This window comes from Myroides albus (genome assembly GCF_009711045.1).
GTDB classification, from domain to species: Bacteria; Bacteroidota; Bacteroidia; order Flavobacteriales; family Flavobacteriaceae; genus Flavobacterium; species Flavobacterium album_A.
The window spans coordinates 1-15,665 of sequence record NZ_WMJX01000018.1 but is presented as its reverse complement, the minus strand read 5'-3'; the positions used below and the strand labels follow the sequence as shown (position 1 = coordinate 15,665).

The window sequence follows — 15,665 nt, the reverse complement described above, 5'->3', positions numbered from 1 at the left end:
TATGCGCTTAACAATCAGTAGAAAATCACATTTTAACGCAGCCCATCGATTATTTAATAAAAATTGGGACGATAAGAAAAACCAACTTGTCTTTGGGAAGTGCAATAACCCTAATTACCATGGACATAATTATGAATTGATTGTACATGTAACAGGAGAGTTAGATCCAGAAACTGGGTTCGTTATGGATTTAAAAGAGTTGTCTGATTTGATAAAGGCTGAAATAGAAGAAGCTTTTGATCACAAAAACTTGAACTTAGATGTTGCGGAATTTGCAGAATTGAATCCAACTGCAGAAAATATAGCTGTGGTTATCTGGAAAAAATTAAGACCTTTTATTAGCGAAGACAAGGATTTAGAGGTGGTGTTATATGAAACTGCTCGTAATTTTGTTTCTTTTAAAGGAGATTTTTAAAAATACGTTTTGTATATACTAAAATTCGTAAATTTGTAGCTTGAATTTTTTTAAGGGAAGAGAGGTAGGTTTAGCCTACATGTTTTATAATAGGAAAAATATTATATGAGTTTTATTCAATATCCTATCGTATTTGTACCAATCCTAAAAGATCGCATATGGGGCGGTACAAAATTAAATACAGTATTAGGAAAAGAAATACATTCTGATCAAGTTGGAGAGAGTTGGGAAGTTTCTGGAGTTACAGATAATGTTAGTATTGTAGCAAATGGAACTTATAAAGGTTGCGATTTAGAAGAGCTCATAAACCAATATCCAGAGGAATTATTAGGTAGTTATATATACAATCGCTTTGGCAAACAATTTCCATTGTTATTTAAATTTTTAGATGCCAAGGAGGATTTGTCTATACAATTACACCCTAATGATGAACTTGCGATGAAAAGACATCAATCTTTAGGTAAGACCGAAATGTGGTATGTTATGCAAGCAGACCCAGGTGCGAGAGTTGTGGTGGATTTTAAGGATGGAGTACATCAAGAGGATTATATGAAGCATCTCGAAAACAAGACATTACCTTCTATTCTAAATGAAATTTTGGTAGAGAAAGGGGATGTTTTTTTTATTGAGACAGGGACTGTTCACGCCATTGGTGGGGGAGTACTATTAGCAGAAATTCAACAAACTTCTGATATAACTTATCGAGTATACGATTGGGATAGAGTTGATGCTGAAGGCAATTCAAGAGAGTTACACGTAGACTTAGCTAAAGACGCGATTAATTATGAGCCAAAACAAGTAGAGTTGGTTTATGAGAAAAAAGAAAATGTAGCAAATTCTATTGTTGAATGTCCTTATTTTTCAGTGAATTACATTCCTTTAAAAGAGGTGTATCACCTAAAAAAGGCAATTGATAGATTCCACTTTTACGTGTGTACAGAAGGAGATTGTACATTCGTAATAAATCAAGATAAATATGAGTTTAGCAAAGGAGATAGTATATTAATACCAGCTGCTATTGCTGAATTTTCTATAGAAGGTAAAGCGACTTTATTAGAAATATTTGTTTCGTAAAAAGACTATAAAGTATAGTATTAAAGTTGTAGCTTTGTTCAAAATTTTAACCCATAAATTAGATTAATATGGCAAGTGTAAAAAACTTAAAAAAGGATATTCATTACGTATTAGGAGACATTATCCAAGCTATTTATATTCACGAAATGGCAACTGATGGAGCAACTCCACAAACTGAAGCGTTGTTAGAAGAAACATTAACTTCATTCGATGAATTAATTGAAGCAGTAAACGCTAAAAACGTTGAAAATAAAAAAGCACATTTTAAAGGAGTTTACTCAAAATTAGAAAATGTTGCAGGTCAGTTAGTTGAGAAAATTAACGCATTGTAGTCTAAAAAAAGAATACAAAAACAAGCCGAAAGGCTTGTAAGATTCAAAAAGCGTGTTATCTTTGCACTCGCAAAANCGAAAGGCTTGTAAGATTCAAAAAGCGTGTTATCTTTGCACTCGCAAATTGAGTCGCCGGTGTAGCTCAGCTGGCTAGAGCAGCTGATTTGTAATCAGCAGGTCGTGGGTTCGAGTCCCTCCATCGGCTCAAATTTTGAAAATAACATATTGCAATAATACTATTGAGTCGCCGGTGTAGCTCAGCTGGCTAGAGCAGCTGATTTGTAATCAGCAGGTCGTGGGTTCGAGTCCCTCCATCGGCTCAATTTTTTGAAAATAATATATTGCAATAAAAACTATTGAGTCGCCGGTGTAGCTCAGCTGGCTAGAGCAGCTGATTTGTAATCAGCAGGTCGTGGGTTCGAGTCCCTCCATCGGCTCAATTTTTTTGAAAGTTAAATATTGCAATAATAATATTGAGTTGCCGGTGTAGCTCAGCTGGCTAGAGCAGCTGATTTGTAATCAGCAGGTCGTGGGTTCGAGTCCCTCCATCGGCTCAAATTTTTAAAATAACATATTGCAATAATACTATTGAGTCGCCGGTGTAGCTCAGCTGGCTAGAGCAGCTGATTTGTAATCAGCAGGTCGTGGGTTCGAGTCCCTCCATCGGCTCAATTTGAAAATTAAATGTTGCGACATTATTAAGTCGCCGGTGTAGCTCAGCTGGCTAGAGCAGCTGATTTGTAATCAGCAGGTCGTGGGTTCGAGTCCCNGCTAGAGCAGCTGATTTGTAATCAGCAGGTCGTGGGTTCGAGTCCCTCCATCGGCTCAAAGGCTTCCTTATTAAGGAAGCCTTTTTGCATTAAAAACTTTCTCTTGAACGCTCGACTGTCAATTTCTTTTTATAATTTTATTGTAAATTATACTTTTTTAAGTAATTGCTTTTATTTACTCGCTTGATTTGCTACCTTTTTTTGCCTATACTATCGTTTGTTATAATTTTTAAAAATAATACCTATGCAAGTTGTTACTGATTCTGGTTGGTTTGTGTATTTAGAGATATTGTACTTTATCTTAACGATTATTGTAGCTATTCGCATTATCTATGACACAGATTCTATATCTAAGACTTTAGCCTATTTGTTATTGGTTGTTTTTGTTCCCGTCTTTGGGATGTTTTTTTATTTCTCTTTTGGCATCAATTACCGCAAGAGAAAAATGTATACTAAGAAATTAGAGCATAACGATGATTACAATGAGCGCTTAACCCAGAGATTGAAAGAAGTTCACATTGATTTTAAGCAGAAAGGGAATAAGATAGTGGAGGAGAATCGCTCCTTTATCAAGATGCTATCAAGTACGGCTATGGGAGAAGGGCCTTTGTTAGTTGATAATAAAGTAGATCTATTGGAGAATGGCGAAGTGTTTTTTCCAAGGTTGTTAGAGGATTTAAAGAATGCTAAGCACCACATACATATTGAGTATTATATTTATGAAAATAGCGAAATCGGTCGACAAATTGAAGAAGTACTCATTAGTAAATTAAAAGAGGGGGTGGAAGTCCGTTTTATTTACGATGATTATGGTTCTCGCTCAATTCGTAAGAATATTGTTCGCAATATTCGCAAGCATGGTGGTGAGGCATTTCCCTTTAACCGAATTATTTGGATAGCTTTAGCTAACCGTCTGAATTATCGCAATCACAGAAAAATTGTTGTAATTGATGGATTAATTAGTTACACGGGGGGTATTAATATTTCTGATCGATATGACAACCGAAATAAGGATCAGAATGACTATTATTGGAGAGATACACATGTTCGCATTGAAGGGACAGGTGCTTATGGTTTGCAGTATATATTTTTAGCAGATTGGAATTTTTGTAGTAAACAAACTATTGCTTTTAGCAAAGAATATTTTCCAAAAGTTGAGTACAGTAAGGATCGTTTAGTTCCTTTGCAGATTATTTCTTCTGGACCTGACTCAGATGTACCTTCTATTTTATACAGTGTATTGAAAGCAATACAAACCGCAAAAAGTGAGATTCTCATAACTACTCCTTACTATATTCCCGATGAATCACTTCAATTAGCTATTAAGATGGCAGCATTGAGCGGTAAGAAAGTGAAGATGATTCTACCTGGTATTACTGATTCAATGATGGTGAAGTGGGCATCAGAATCCTATTTTCAAGAATTATTAGAATATGGAGTTGAGATTTACTTGTACAAGAAAGGTTTTATACACGCCAAAACTTTTGTGACTGATTCAGGAGTATGTTCTGTTGGAACTTGTAATTTAGATCATAGAAGTTTCGATTTGAATTTTGAAGTAAATGCAATTATTTACGATGAGGACTTTGCCTTAAAGATGAGGGAAATGTTTTTTAGAGATTGTAAAGAGTCAATCAAACTTGATTTAAAGCTTTGGAATAAACGTTCAAAATGGCATCGTTTAAAGAACAGTTTTGTTCGTTTATTAGCGCCGTTATTATAAGCGAAATTTATAGTGAGTAGTATTGAGGTTATGCAAAATGCAAGTATAAGTATTAGTGCTACTATATAGGGTGATTTCCTTTTGGTGTCTGGAAGCAGAAGGAATGACAATTTCTATAATTTTTTTAAATAAACTTAGTATTTAAGTAATAGTATATGAATTTACATTTAACATATAAAGAATATATAACACACCAACATCCCTTCGAGAATGACTATGAGGGTAAAGTGATTACTACTTTGATCGAATCACGGGCAAACAAAAAGGAAAATAAGAAGGTCGTTTTGTATATTCACGGCTTTAGTGATTATTTCTTTCAGTACCATATGATGCGTTATATCAATGCAGAGGAGATTAATTTCTTTGCAGTTGATTTGCGTAAATGTGGTCGATCACTATTATCTCATCAGCATCCTAATTATTGTCAATCTATGCGTGAGTATTTCCCTGATTTGAACTATGCTATTGAGTTTATCACGAAGCAAAATAGCAATACTGAAATATATATGATGGGACATAGCACAGGAGGATTATTAGTTTCTTATTACGCAAAATTTGGTTTACTGAGAAATCGGATAAAGGGGATTGTCTTAAACTCTCCATTTTTAGATTTCAATTTACCTTTTTATGTTAAACCCTTTATAACAACTGTTGCTAAGAGCAAGTCTTCTAAGGATGCATATGCTTGTATGGAAAGCTTACCTCCAATCTATGGGGAGTCTTTACATCGAAATTATAACGGTGAGTGGAAGTATAGTCTTGACTTAAAACCGATCAAGCCTTTTCCTGCTTTTTATGCATGGATATTAGCTGTACAACATGCGCAATCTTTAATTAAAGAAGACCCCAATTTAGGAGATTTGCCTATCTTGTTAATGAGAAGTGATAAATCTGGTAACGCATACAGACAAACGGATATTACAAATTGCTCAGATGTTGTACTCAATGTAAAAGATATGACCAAAATAGGTTGTAAACTTAGCGATAACGTCGAAGAAGTTATTGTCGAAGGAGGCGTACACGATTTAGTATTATCAAGTGAAGCTGCAAGAAATTTTGCCTTGCAAAAAATTGTAGCATTTGTTAAGAAGTAAAAAGCAGAAGTATACAAAATCAAAAAGCTGTTATTCACATTGAATAACAGCTTTTTTTTAAGTAATAATTGAAATATGTTGTGATACAATCGGATTAGAATAGACCTCCTCCAGTTCCACCACTTTGCTTTGTATTTGCATCTCTGTATTTTCGTTGTAATGCACGCCCTTTTCCTCCTCCAAACGTATAGTTTAGTCCTATGTAAAGAGATCTACTTTCCCATGTAAATTGACCATTAGAAGGGTAAGGATACTGTGAATCATATTTGAACTTCATGGTATTAAAGATATCGTTGAATCTTGCACTGATACTTAATTTATTTTGAAGTAGAGAATATCTCACACCAGCATCAATCTTATACATCTCTTTAGAGTTCATCGTCAATCCGTCTAAAGGACCTCTATAGAAACCAAATAAGTTAAATCTCAAGTTTTTAGTTGCTTTAAAATTACTATTCAAACGCGCATTAAATGAATTGGCAGTAATGTTGCGCTCGATGAAGTCCATTTGATTTGTAGTCGTATTTAACTTAGAAACAAAACCACTTTGTTTGATACTTGAAAAATCAATTGCCGGTTGCATATCCCACCAAGGTGTAAGGATAAGGTTTGCAGAAAGTTCAAAACCATAAGCATCATTTGATTTATAGTTATCAAAAGTCATTAATAGCGCATTTGGGTTGTCATTTTCTGGGTCATCATAAATAACCTGATTAATTTCTTTATTGATTTTTCTGTAGTATACACCTGCTGTTACACTGCTTTTGTTAGTAAACATTCTTGTGTAGTTAAGTTCCACTGAATTAGTGAATTGAGGTTTTAATTCTGGATTACCTACCATTGTCATTAATGGAGTTGAGAATTGTCTCACAGGGTTTGTTTGTGAAATACCAGGTCTATCTACTCGTCTACTATAACTCAGGTTGAACATATCATTGTCTGTCATTGTATACCCTATGTAAACAGATGGATATAAAGTAAGGTAGTCATCTTTGAAATTGGTTTTGCCATTTAAAGTTGATTCAACTTTATAACTTTCTAATCGGGTTCCTAATTGGTAGTTGAATTTTCCATAGGTTTGGCCGAAGGTTACATAGGCAGAGAAAATGTCTTGATCGTATTTATTGTTTATTTGATGAGTATCCGAAGAAGTCATTGGATTATTAGAGTCAAATGCATTGTCTGCTCTTGATAATCTCGCTTCAGCTCCTAATTCAAGTTTAGTGTGATCATTTAATGGATTAACGTAGTCGATATTAATCGTAGTAAGGTTACTTTTATTTTCGCTTCCATCTCTGTACAATTGGTTTGGGTTCTTTCCAATTGTTGTATCATAATCTCCATCATTGGTAGATTTGTTTCTACTGAAGTTTCCTTCAATATCTAAAGTATGTCCTTTTTTCTCAAACAAGTGTTTGTAAGCTAAGTTATAGGCACTATATTTATTTTCTCCGTCATATTTCGTGTTTTGAAATATATCTTCAAATAAATTATTAGGATATGTAGTAGCATTAGCCATATCCATTGTGTTGTTGTTTGTACTTTGGTTAGTATAGAATGACAAAGTGTTGTTGTCATCAATATAATAATCCATCCCTACTTTGTATAAGTAGTTTTTATTGATAGACTTCATGCGAATCTCCGTTGGTGATTGTATATCAGTACGCATCATATCTCCATCATTTTTGTATTGTCCGTACGAATAACTACCATTGCCATAGAAGTTAAGTTTTCCTTGTCTATAGTTTAGGTTAATTGAGTTTGAGTTTTTAGCATAGTGAGAGAAAGTAGCTCCTGTATCAATTGATCCATTAAAACCATCCATTGTATTTTTGTGTAAGACAATATTGATGATACCAGACATACCTTCAGGATTGTATTTAGCACTTGGATTGGTAATTAATTCAATGCTTTTGATAGAGGTAGAAGGGATTTGTTTTAAAACTTGCTCAGAAGACATATTTGTCGGACGACCATCGATTAGAATTCGCACATTCTCATTACCTCTAAGTGAGATTTTACCATCTTTATCGACATTGACAGAAGGGATATTATTCATTATCTCTCCAGCAGTAGCTCCTGCTGTGGTTAAATCTTTTCCAACATTAATTACTTTTCTGTCTATTTTTTGCTCTATTGTTGACTGTTCAGCAATGATATTAACTCCTTCTAAAGTTGTCGCTTCAGGTTGAAGGAATATTGTACCTAAGTTTAAGATAGATTCAGACAGAACGATGTCTTTTTGGAATGTTTGATAGCCAATGAATTGAACTTCTAATGTGTATTTGTTTTGTGGAACAGATAATTCAAAGTTACCTTGGTCGTTTGACATAGCTCCTGTGATTATCTGCTCTCCATTTTTAATAGCAATTGTAGCATAAGGTACTGCAGATTGCAAATCTTTATCTATTATCGTTCCTGTAATTTTCCCATTTTGAGATAAACCAGTGTAGATAGCAATCAAGAAGAAAATAGCACTAAGTTTAAATTTCATAAGTTATTCTAATTTGAGTTGAGTTTATTTTTTTACTTTAGGTCTTTGTTTAATAGACACCTATTTTGACTTTTTGTTACAGAATAAAATTCAAAATTGTTTATATATAATAATTCTTAATTGTAATTGATTGATAATCAGTTAATTTAATGTATTTGAAAAATTAAAAAAAATGAGATATACTGTATTTTGTGGATCGAGTAGTGGATTTGATGAAAACTTTAAGCGTGAGGCGTATAATTTAGGAAAGGCTTTAGCTTCTAAGACTATTGGATTAGTATACGGTGGGGCTAATGTTGGATTAATGGGAGCTGTGGCCGACGGTTGTTTGGACCATGGAGGTGAAGTTATAGGGGTATTACCTTATTTTTTGAAAAATGTTGAGATAGAACACAAGGCGTTGACAGAGTTGTTTTTAGTTGAGTCAATGCATGATCGCAAGGCTAAGTTAAATGAGTTATCTCATGGAGTGATTGCTCTACCTGGCGGATATGGGACATTAGAGGAATTGTTTGAAATGATAACGTGGGCGCAGTTAGGACTTCACAAGAAACCTGTAGCAATACTCAATACAGATCATTTCTATGATCCTTTATTGCTAATGATAGATAAGATGGTTGAGAAAGGCTTTTTAAAGCAAATCAATAAAGAAATGCTTATTGTTTCTGATCAAATTGAGGATTTGTTGGATAGAATGGAGAAATATGAAGCACCTAAAGAAGGAAAGTGGATAACGAAGGAGAAGTAGATTCATTCAAATTTCACATTTTAGATTTTTTAAGTTTAAATTATCATATCAGAAGAATTAGAAAGACGTAAAAAGTCGTAATTTAGGATTTATTAAAGTTAGGAAAATGGAAAAACACAATAATAATATTGCAATATTGGTTGATGGCGATAATGCACAAGCAAAATTGTTAGATAAAATATTAGAAGAAGTATCAAAATACGGAAAAGTTACAATTAGGCGTATATACGGAGATTGGACAACACCGCAGATGAATAGCTGGAAAGATTTGCTCAATGATTTGTCTTTTTCACCTATGCAGAAGTTCAATTATACTTCAGGGAAAAATTCTACGGATAGCTCTTTGATTATTGATGCGATGGATATCTTACATGATAAGGCTGTTGATGGCTTCTGTATAGTGTCAAGTGATAGCGACTACACTGGATTAGCTAAACGCATTCGAGAGGAAGGTATTTTCGTGATGGGAGTAGGAGAAAAGAAAACACCTAATGCCTTTGTTCAATCGTGTGAGATCTTTACTTATTGCGAAACACTTATGCCAAAAGAAAGTACGGTGAAAGGAGATAATGGGAGTAATAAGAAAAGTGCTCAGTCTGATGAAGATGACAATAAAACTTTGACAAAAAAAGAGTACAAGTTGATTGATCGCGCTTTTGATATGTCCGTTGATGAGGAGGTTGAGGCTTATATTGCAACTGTAGGGCAAAACTTGAGAAAGCTAAATCCAAGTTTCGATGCTCGTGATTATGGCTTTAGAAATTTGACAGAGATGTTCAAGCACTTAAAGACCTACGAAGTAATCAACAATAATGTAAAGGGACTGAATCACCCATTGGTGAAAAAGAAATAAAACAAGGAAACGCTTTTTTATAAAGCGTTTTTTTATTTTTAGGCTTTAGAATAGAAAATATTAATAGTTATGACATTAGACGAAATAAAGGGAATACGCAAGCAGTTTGAATATTATCGCATGTTAGCAGATAAAACTGTTTTACTATTATCTCAGGAGGAGTTAAACTGGAAAGTAAATGAGGAAAGTAATACGGTAGCTGTACTGATGCGTCATATTACGGGTAATTTACTTTCGAGATTTACTAATTTCTTTACAGAAGACGGAGAAAAGGAATGGAGAAAGCGCGACGAGGAGTTTGCGGAAGGCTTTTACGATAGACATGAGTTGATTTCTAATTGGGATAAAGCGTGGAATGTATTGTTTGCTACGATAGACAGCATTGATGAGCATAATATCGAGACTATAATTAAAATTAGAAACCAAGATCACACGGTAGGGGAAGCACTATATCGTCAATTAGCCCATTACCCTTATCACATTGGGCAAATAGTTTTTATCGGAAAGATGATAAAGAATAAAGATTGGCAATCTTTAAGTATTCCTAAGAATAAATCAACAGATTACAACCAAGAAAAATTTAGTAATCCTAATTCTGAGAAACATTTTACAGATAATTATTTAAATAAATGAGTTTAAAATTTTGTAGTTCGTAATTATGTGTGGACATAATTATAGATGTTACGTATAGAATTTTATATATTTGTTGCTACACGAATAAATAACACATTATGAAATTAAACACAGTAGCTTGTATGGTATTAGCTTCAACTATGTTACTTTCTTGTGGAGAAACAAAAGATAAAAAGGAATCTCAAGACACAACGGAAGTAGCTGAATTTAAATACAGTGTTGACAAATTTGCTGACATTGAAGTATTGAGATACCAAATTCCTGGATGGGAAGACTTAACTCTAAAGGAAAAAGAATTAGTTTATTATCTAAGCCAAGCTGGTTATGTAGGTCGCGATATTATGTGGGACCAAAACTACAAGCATAACTTAAAAATTCGCAAAGCACTTGAGAATATTTATGTGAACTATAAAGGAGACAAAGAATCAGAAGATTGGAAAAACTTTGTTACTTATTTAAAGAGAGTTTGGTTTTCAAATGGAATACACCATCATTATTCAAATGACAAAATAAAACCAGCTTTTGATAAGGCATATTTTGACACGTTGCTAAAAGAAACAAATACAACATTAGACAATGCAGTTGCTGAAATCTTGTTTAATGATGTGGATAGTAAAAAGGTTAATCTTGATTCAAAGAAAGGTTTAGTTACTGGATCAGCTATTAATTTTTATGGAGAGGGAATTACTGATGAAGAAGCCGAAACTTTTTATGCAAATATGAAAAGTCCAGATCCTAATCGACCATTATCGAATGGATTAAATTCTAAACTAGTAAAAGAAAATGGAAAGTTAGTTGAAAAGGTTTGGAAAAGTGGAGGAATGTATGGTCCTGCTATCGATCAAATCATCTATTGGCTTGAGAAAGCGATAACAGTTGCAGAGAATCAAAAGCAAGCTGATGCAATCGCTTTGTTAATTAAATTTTACCAAACGGGAGATTTAAAATCATGGGATGATTACAATGTAGCATGGGTTCAAGCGACAGAAGGTAATATTGATTACAACAATGGCTTTATTGAGGTTTATAATGACCCATTGGGACATAAAGGTTCTTATGAAAGTGTTGTTCAAATTAAGGACTTTGATATGTCAAAGAAAATGGAAGTACTTTCTCACGAAGCGCAGTGGTTTGAGGATAATTCTCCATTAATGGATGAGCACAAAAAGAAAAGTGTGGTAGGAGTAACTTATAAAACAGTTATTGTAGCATCCGAATCAGGTGATGCTTCACCGAGTACACCTATCGGTGTGAATCTACCGAATGCTGACTGGATTAGAGCAGAACATGGATCTAAATCTATTTCATTGGGAAATATTATTGATTCTTATAATCACGCTGGTGGATCTGATCGTTTAAAAGAGTTTGTTCACGATCAAGAGGAATTTGACTTAGAAGAAAAGTACGGTGAATTAGCAGATAAGTTACATACAGCCTTACACGAAGTAATTGGACACGCTTCAGGACAAATTAACGATGGAGTAGGACAACCACAGGTAACACTGAAGAGCTATGCTTCTACCTTAGAAGAAGGTCGTGCAGACTTAGTAGGATTGTTCTATTTATATAATCCTAAATTACAAGAGTTGGGATTAGTGGATGATTGGAAAGCAGTAGGAAAAGCAGCTTATGATGGATATATTCGAAATGGATTAATGATGCAATTAGTGCGTTTAGAACCAGGTGCTGATATTGAAGAAGCACATATGAGAAATCGTCAATGGGTGAGTGCTTGGGTCTTTGAAAAAGGACAAAAAGACAATGTGATTGAAAAAGTAGTTAAAGACGGTAAGACGTACTTTAATATTACAGATTATGAGAAATTACACGATCTATTTGGACAATTATTAAAAGAGACACAGCGTATTAAATCGGAAGGAGATTTTAATGCAGCAAAAGCATTAGTAGAAAACTATGGTGTGAAAGTAGATCAAGCTATTCACAAAGAAGTTTTAGAACGCAATGCAAAATTTGATTCGGCTCCTTACAGAGGATTCGTTAATCCGTATATTGTTCCTGTTAAGAATGATAAAGGTGAGGTAGTTGATTATAAAATCGAACAACCAGAATCATTTGCAGATCAAATGTTGTACTACGCTAAAGAATATAGTTTCTTACCTGAAAATAATTAATAGTTATTTTTTTACAATATGTAAAGCCAACCTCCAATAGAGGTTGGCTTTTTTTTATGATTACTTTGTTTGATTTATAAAATCAGTAGGTCGTTGGCCCAATAGTTTAGTAAAGACATTGCTGTAAGACTGCGCACTGTTATAGCCTACGAGTATGGCGATTTCACTGATACTATATTGTCCTTCACTGAGTAGTTCGATTGACTTGATGATGCGTACCATCTGTATATATTTTGCAATGCTAATCCCTGTTTCCTTTTTAAACTGCCGCTCTAATGTTCGAATACTCATAAAGCATATAGCAGCTAATTCGTCTATCGGTATGGTTGATTGATAATGTTGGTGAATATAAGCTGTTGCATCTAATAATACTTTTGTTCGGGGAACTGGTGTAATAAGGGGAACAGCATTCTTGACAAACGAGGGAAGTTCTAACAGTATCGCTCTTAAAAACGTCTGTTCACTTTCGTCATAATTCATATTCATTGACCATTTTTCGGTGTACATTATCATTTCCCTAAGAACGGTAGGAATTGCAAACAGGTATAATTCCTCATAGAAGTTTGGCAAGTCCTCAACGTCAAAATACAAAGTACGCAAAGAAACGTGTTCTGATGCATGTGTTGTTTTATGAGGCACATTCGAAGGAATATAAGCTACGTGGTTTTGTGGTAATAAAAATTGGCACGATTCCACGTGTAGATATTGATACCCTGATTCAACATAAACTAACTGAGCTTTCTTGTGATGATGAAACTCATTATTGTGTTTCCAGTATTCTGCATGCCATGAAAAAGCAGGCTTTTTTACTTCATCGACTAATTGCGGTTTACTCATACTTGTCGTTTTAGTTATGATATATGGCGAATATAATCATTTATCTGAACTTACCTTTGTACTCTTAAATAACAATAGGTAATTTTTTAAAACAAACAACCATGGAAAAAGATATAGAACAAGTTTCTAAATTAAAGAAACTACTAATGTTTTTGGGGATCATCTTTGTCGCTTCGAATTTGAGAGCTCCACTTACATCTGTTGGACCAGTAATAGCAGAGATTACAAAGGCACTTGAGTTGTCTAATACAACAGCAGGTTTGATTACAACGATTCCCTTAATGGCTTTTGCTTTTCTATCTGGGATTGTACCGCGTTTTTCACGAAAGTATGGAATGGAAGTTATTCTGTTGCTTTCATTAATTATATTGACAATAGGGTTGATTATTCGACCTTTGGGAAGTATTGCGAGTTTATTTATTGGAGCAGCTTTAGTGGGAACGGCTATTACAGTAGGGAATGTTTTAATGCCTGCATATATTAAGAATAATTTTCCAACTAAGGTAGGAACAATGATGGGGATTTACTCTGTTGCGATGAATTTAACTGCTGCTTTAGCTGCTGGTTTTAGTATTAGTTTAGGACATTTTACGGAGTTAGGATGGAGAGGTTCTATCGGTATATGGGTGGTATTGAGTATTACGACAATTGTCATTTGGATTCCTCAAGTAAAGAAAAAACGAATTGATCCTGTTAAAGGGAATTTTGCAATTGATGAAAATAAAGTGAATTTATATAAATCAGGATTAGCTTGGGCTGTAACTGTTTTTATGGGTGTACAATCGCTTTTGTTTTACTGTTTAGCAGCTTGGTTGCCAAAGGTTGTGCAGACTTGGGGAGTATCGGAGGTTGAATCAGGTTGGATTTTATCTTATGTACAATTCGCCCAGTTGCCAATGACGTTTATCGGAGCTATTATTGCCAGTAAAATGAACAACCAAAAGTTCTTAGCTGCTTTATCAGGGATATTGTTTACTATAGGGATTTTAGGTGTTGTCGTTTTTAAGACAGAGTATTTATTACTGTGGTGTATATTAATAGGTGCAGCAAGTGGATTGGCATTTAGTTTATCAATGCTCTTCTTTGTGTTGAGAACCAAAAATGCAGTACAAGCTGCTGATCTTTCAGGAATGGCACAATCGTTTGGTTATATGATAGCAGCAGTAGGACCACCATTGTTTGGAGCGTTTTACGACATGACACAATCTTGGACTACCTCGTTAGGTTTTCTGTTAGCGATGTCTATAACACTGATTATTTCAGGTATCATCGCAGGACGAGATACTTGGGTAGAATAGAATAGTGAAAAGAGCGGTTGTATCATTTAACAACCGCTCTTTTTGCATTTAGATAAAGTTTATTTCAATCTACATAACATTTCTATTAAGTAACATAGTTTGTTGTTGTCGCTATAAGTAGGAGTTTTTATAGCGGTTGGTTACAATAGTTAAATACTGCATAATGTCTTATTTATTAGCTTCTCCACTATTAGTACCCTCTAAACTATAGCTTGCTTGTATTGTTTATTTTGACTTGGCTTGTATAGTTTCTTTCGCTTAATAATTTATAAGAGATATTGAGGTGATAATTGTTTTGTAAAATATCTAAGAGCAATTTTAAAGTGATAATAGCAGTAGTCATCTAAATACTAAAATGTGTGTTTTATTTTTAGTAAGGTGCTGAGGTTACCAGGGTATATATTTTATGTAATGTTAAAAAGGAAGTGAAACACAGATTAAAGCTGTATTTTTGAGAATAGACATTTTTGTCTATAATTTTTTAAAATGAAAAATATGAAAGTAGAGATATGGTCGGATGTTATGTGTCCGTTTTGCTATGTTGGGAAAAAGCACTTTGAAAGTGCATTAGCAGCATTGCCTTTTAAAGATAAGATAACAGTAGAATGGAAGAGTTTTCAATTAGACCCTACTTTACCAGCAGAAGGTGCTGATATTTCTACAAAGGAATACTTAGTACAACGCAAAGGTATGCCAATGGAGCAAGTTGAAGGTATGCTAAATCATTTAAAACAAGCAGGAGAAAGTGTAGGTATTGTATTTAATCAAGACAAGTCAATTCCCGTAAACACTTTTAGAGCTCATCGATTTATTCATTTTGCACAAGAACAGGGCAAAGGGAATGAAGCAGAAGAGGCATTGTTTTATGCTCACTTTACAGCAGGTAAAAACGTAGGTAATGTAGATGAATTAGTTAGCTTAGGGGAGCAAATTGGTTTGGATGCTACAGCTGTGAGAGCTTTTTTATTAACTGATGAACAATCGGATGAGGTGAAAGCGGATATAGTTGAAGCTCAAACTTTGGGAATTTCTGGTGTACCATTTTTTGTACTTGATAGAAAGTATGGAATCTCTGGAGCACAACCAGTAGAGGCTTTTGTAGAGGCATTAACTCAAGCTTATCAAGAGAGCCAACCTGGTTTTGAAATGAAAGGTGATAATGGAGCAGGTGCTTGTGGACCTGATGGCTGTGAGATTTAAGGATCTTAAAATAACAATTGAACGAGGGTGTCCCAAAAGGTCACCCTCTTTTGTATTATATA

13 protein-coding genes and 6 tRNA genes are annotated in these 15,665 nt (G+C 34.2%); 17 read left to right on the top strand and 2 right to left on the bottom strand.

Translation table 11 applies throughout. The features are described from left to right. Position 1 precedes the first annotated feature (1 nt). The 11 genes from GJV76_RS09520 to GJV76_RS09470 all read left to right on the top strand — a co-directional run bounded on the left by GJV76_RS09520 (position 2) and on the right by GJV76_RS09470 (position 5,408). Positions 2 to 415 carry a 6-pyruvoyl trahydropterin synthase family protein gene (locus GJV76_RS09520; RefSeq protein ID WP_155092381.1) on the top strand — a complete coding sequence of 138 codons (414 nt, stop codon included), beginning with the start codon at positions 2 to 4 and terminating at the stop codon, positions 413 to 415. 105 nt (positions 416 to 520) lie between these two features. Further along, complete coding sequence (locus tag GJV76_RS09515) at positions 521 to 1,489, top strand: type I phosphomannose isomerase catalytic subunit (protein ID WP_155092380.1); 969 nt, start codon at positions 521 to 523, stop codon at positions 1,487 to 1,489. 68 nt (positions 1,490 to 1,557) lie between these two features. Further along, positions 1,558 to 1,821: a hypothetical protein gene (locus GJV76_RS09510; RefSeq protein WP_155092379.1), complete on the top strand. Its 264-nt coding sequence runs from the start codon at positions 1,558 to 1,560 to the stop codon at positions 1,819 to 1,821. Between the two features lie 131 nt (positions 1,822 to 1,952). Continuing rightward, a tRNA-Thr gene (locus GJV76_RS09505) sits at positions 1,953 to 2,026 on the top strand. Between the two features lie 41 nt (positions 2,027 to 2,067). Further along, positions 2,068 to 2,141, top strand: a tRNA-Thr gene (locus GJV76_RS09500). A gap of 43 nt (positions 2,142 to 2,184) precedes the next feature. Continuing rightward, positions 2,185 to 2,258: transfer RNA gene (locus GJV76_RS09495), tRNA-Thr, on the top strand. Between the two features lie 43 nt (positions 2,259 to 2,301). Next, positions 2,302 to 2,375, top strand: a tRNA-Thr gene (locus GJV76_RS09490). A 41-nt stretch (positions 2,376 to 2,416) separates the two neighbouring features. Beyond that, a tRNA-Thr gene (locus GJV76_RS09485) sits at positions 2,417 to 2,490 on the top strand. 36 nt (positions 2,491 to 2,526) lie between these two features. Further along, a tRNA-OTHER gene (locus tag GJV76_RS09480) sits at positions 2,527 to 2,647 on the top strand. Positions 2,648 to 2,835: 188 nt separating this feature from the next. Then, entirely contained in the window at positions 2,836 to 4,314 is a 1,479-nt protein-coding gene (cls, locus tag GJV76_RS09475) for a cardiolipin synthase (RefSeq protein WP_155092378.1), read from the top strand. A gap of 155 nt (positions 4,315 to 4,469) precedes the next feature. Continuing rightward, entirely contained in the window at positions 4,470 to 5,408 is a 939-nt protein-coding gene (locus tag GJV76_RS09470; RefSeq protein ID WP_155092377.1) for an alpha/beta hydrolase, read from the top strand. Positions 5,409 to 5,502: 94 nt separating this feature from the next. On the opposite strand, the gene GJV76_RS09465 is transcribed toward GJV76_RS09470, so the two are convergent. Beyond that, positions 5,503 to 7,902 (bottom strand): TonB-dependent receptor domain-containing protein, encoded by a 2,400-nt coding sequence (locus GJV76_RS09465; RefSeq protein ID WP_155092376.1) that lies wholly within the window; start codon positions 7,900 to 7,902, stop codon positions 5,503 to 5,505. A 172-nt stretch (positions 7,903 to 8,074) separates the two neighbouring features. On the opposite strand from GJV76_RS09465, the gene GJV76_RS09460 reads away from it, so the two are divergent. From GJV76_RS09460 to GJV76_RS09445, 4 genes are all read left to right on the top strand, one after another. Beyond that, positions 8,075 to 8,650, top strand: a complete 576-nt coding sequence (locus GJV76_RS09460) for an LOG family protein (RefSeq protein WP_155092375.1) — start codon at positions 8,075 to 8,077, stop codon at positions 8,648 to 8,650. Between the two features lie 106 nt (positions 8,651 to 8,756). Further along, positions 8,757 to 9,503, top strand: coding sequence for an NYN domain-containing protein (locus tag GJV76_RS09455; protein WP_155092374.1), 747 nt, complete (start codon positions 8,757 to 8,759; stop codon positions 9,501 to 9,503). A 69-nt stretch (positions 9,504 to 9,572) separates the two neighbouring features. After that, positions 9,573 to 10,136 (top strand): DUF1572 family protein, encoded by a 564-nt coding sequence (locus tag GJV76_RS09450; protein WP_155092373.1) that lies wholly within the window; start codon positions 9,573 to 9,575, stop codon positions 10,134 to 10,136. 98 nt (positions 10,137 to 10,234) lie between these two features. Beyond that, positions 10,235 to 12,268 (top strand): dipeptidyl-peptidase 3 family protein, encoded by a 2,034-nt coding sequence (locus GJV76_RS09445; RefSeq protein WP_155092372.1) that lies wholly within the window; start codon positions 10,235 to 10,237, stop codon positions 12,266 to 12,268. A 60-nt stretch (positions 12,269 to 12,328) separates the two neighbouring features. On the opposite strand, the gene GJV76_RS09440 is transcribed toward GJV76_RS09445, so the two are convergent. Continuing rightward, positions 12,329 to 13,105 (bottom strand): AraC family transcriptional regulator, encoded by a 777-nt coding sequence (locus GJV76_RS09440; RefSeq protein WP_155092371.1) that lies wholly within the window; start codon positions 13,103 to 13,105, stop codon positions 12,329 to 12,331. Positions 13,106 to 13,206: 101 nt separating this feature from the next. On the opposite strand from GJV76_RS09440, the gene GJV76_RS09435 reads away from it, so the two are divergent. Both GJV76_RS09435 and GJV76_RS09430 read left to right on the top strand, forming a co-directional pair. Further along, complete coding sequence (locus GJV76_RS09435; protein ID WP_155092370.1) at positions 13,207 to 14,403, top strand: CynX/NimT family MFS transporter; 1,197 nt, start codon at positions 13,207 to 13,209, stop codon at positions 14,401 to 14,403. A 495-nt stretch (positions 14,404 to 14,898) separates the two neighbouring features. Continuing rightward, on the top strand, positions 14,899 to 15,603 hold the full coding sequence (locus GJV76_RS09430; RefSeq protein ID WP_155092369.1) for a DsbA family oxidoreductase: 705 nt from the start codon (positions 14,899 to 14,901) through the stop codon (positions 15,601 to 15,603). The last annotated feature ends 62 nt before the right edge of the window (positions 15,604 to 15,665 follow it).

Excerpts from the sequence above, each read along its gene's own strand:
- GJV76_RS09445 (WP_155092372.1), top strand. The coding sequence starts at position 10,235 with ATGAAATTAAACACAGTAGCTTGTATGGTATTAGCTTCAACTATGTTA.
- GJV76_RS09460 (WP_155092375.1), top strand. The coding sequence starts at position 8,075 with ATGAGATATACTGTATTTTGTGGATCGAGTAGTGGATTTGATGAAAAC.
- GJV76_RS09440 (WP_155092371.1), bottom strand. The coding sequence starts at position 13,105 with ATGAGTAAACCGCAATTAGTCGATGAAGTAAAAAAGCCTGCTTTTTCA.
- GJV76_RS09455 (WP_155092374.1), top strand. The coding sequence starts at position 8,757 with ATGGAAAAACACAATAATAATATTGCAATATTGGTTGATGGCGATAAT.
- GJV76_RS09450 (WP_155092373.1), top strand. The coding sequence starts at position 9,573 with ATGACATTAGACGAAATAAAGGGAATACGCAAGCAGTTTGAATATTAT.
- GJV76_RS09430 (WP_155092369.1), top strand. The coding sequence starts at position 14,899 with ATGAAAGTAGAGATATGGTCGGATGTTATGTGTCCGTTTTGCTATGTT.
- GJV76_RS09510 (WP_155092379.1), top strand. The coding sequence starts at position 1,558 with ATGGCAAGTGTAAAAAACTTAAAAAAGGATATTCATTACGTATTAGGA.
- cls (WP_155092378.1), top strand. The coding sequence starts at position 2,836 with ATGCAAGTTGTTACTGATTCTGGTTGGTTTGTGTATTTAGAGATATTG.
- GJV76_RS09470 (WP_155092377.1), top strand. The coding sequence starts at position 4,470 with ATGAATTTACATTTAACATATAAAGAATATATAACACACCAACATCCC.
- GJV76_RS09435 (WP_155092370.1), top strand. The coding sequence starts at position 13,207 with ATGGAAAAAGATATAGAACAAGTTTCTAAATTAAAGAAACTACTAATG.
- GJV76_RS09465 (WP_155092376.1), bottom strand. The coding sequence starts at position 7,902 with ATGAAATTTAAACTTAGTGCTATTTTCTTCTTGATTGCTATCTACACT.
- GJV76_RS09515 (WP_155092380.1), top strand. The coding sequence starts at position 521 with ATGAGTTTTATTCAATATCCTATCGTATTTGTACCAATCCTAAAAGAT.
- GJV76_RS09520 (WP_155092381.1), top strand. The coding sequence starts at position 2 with ATGCGCTTAACAATCAGTAGAAAATCACATTTTAACGCAGCCCATCGA.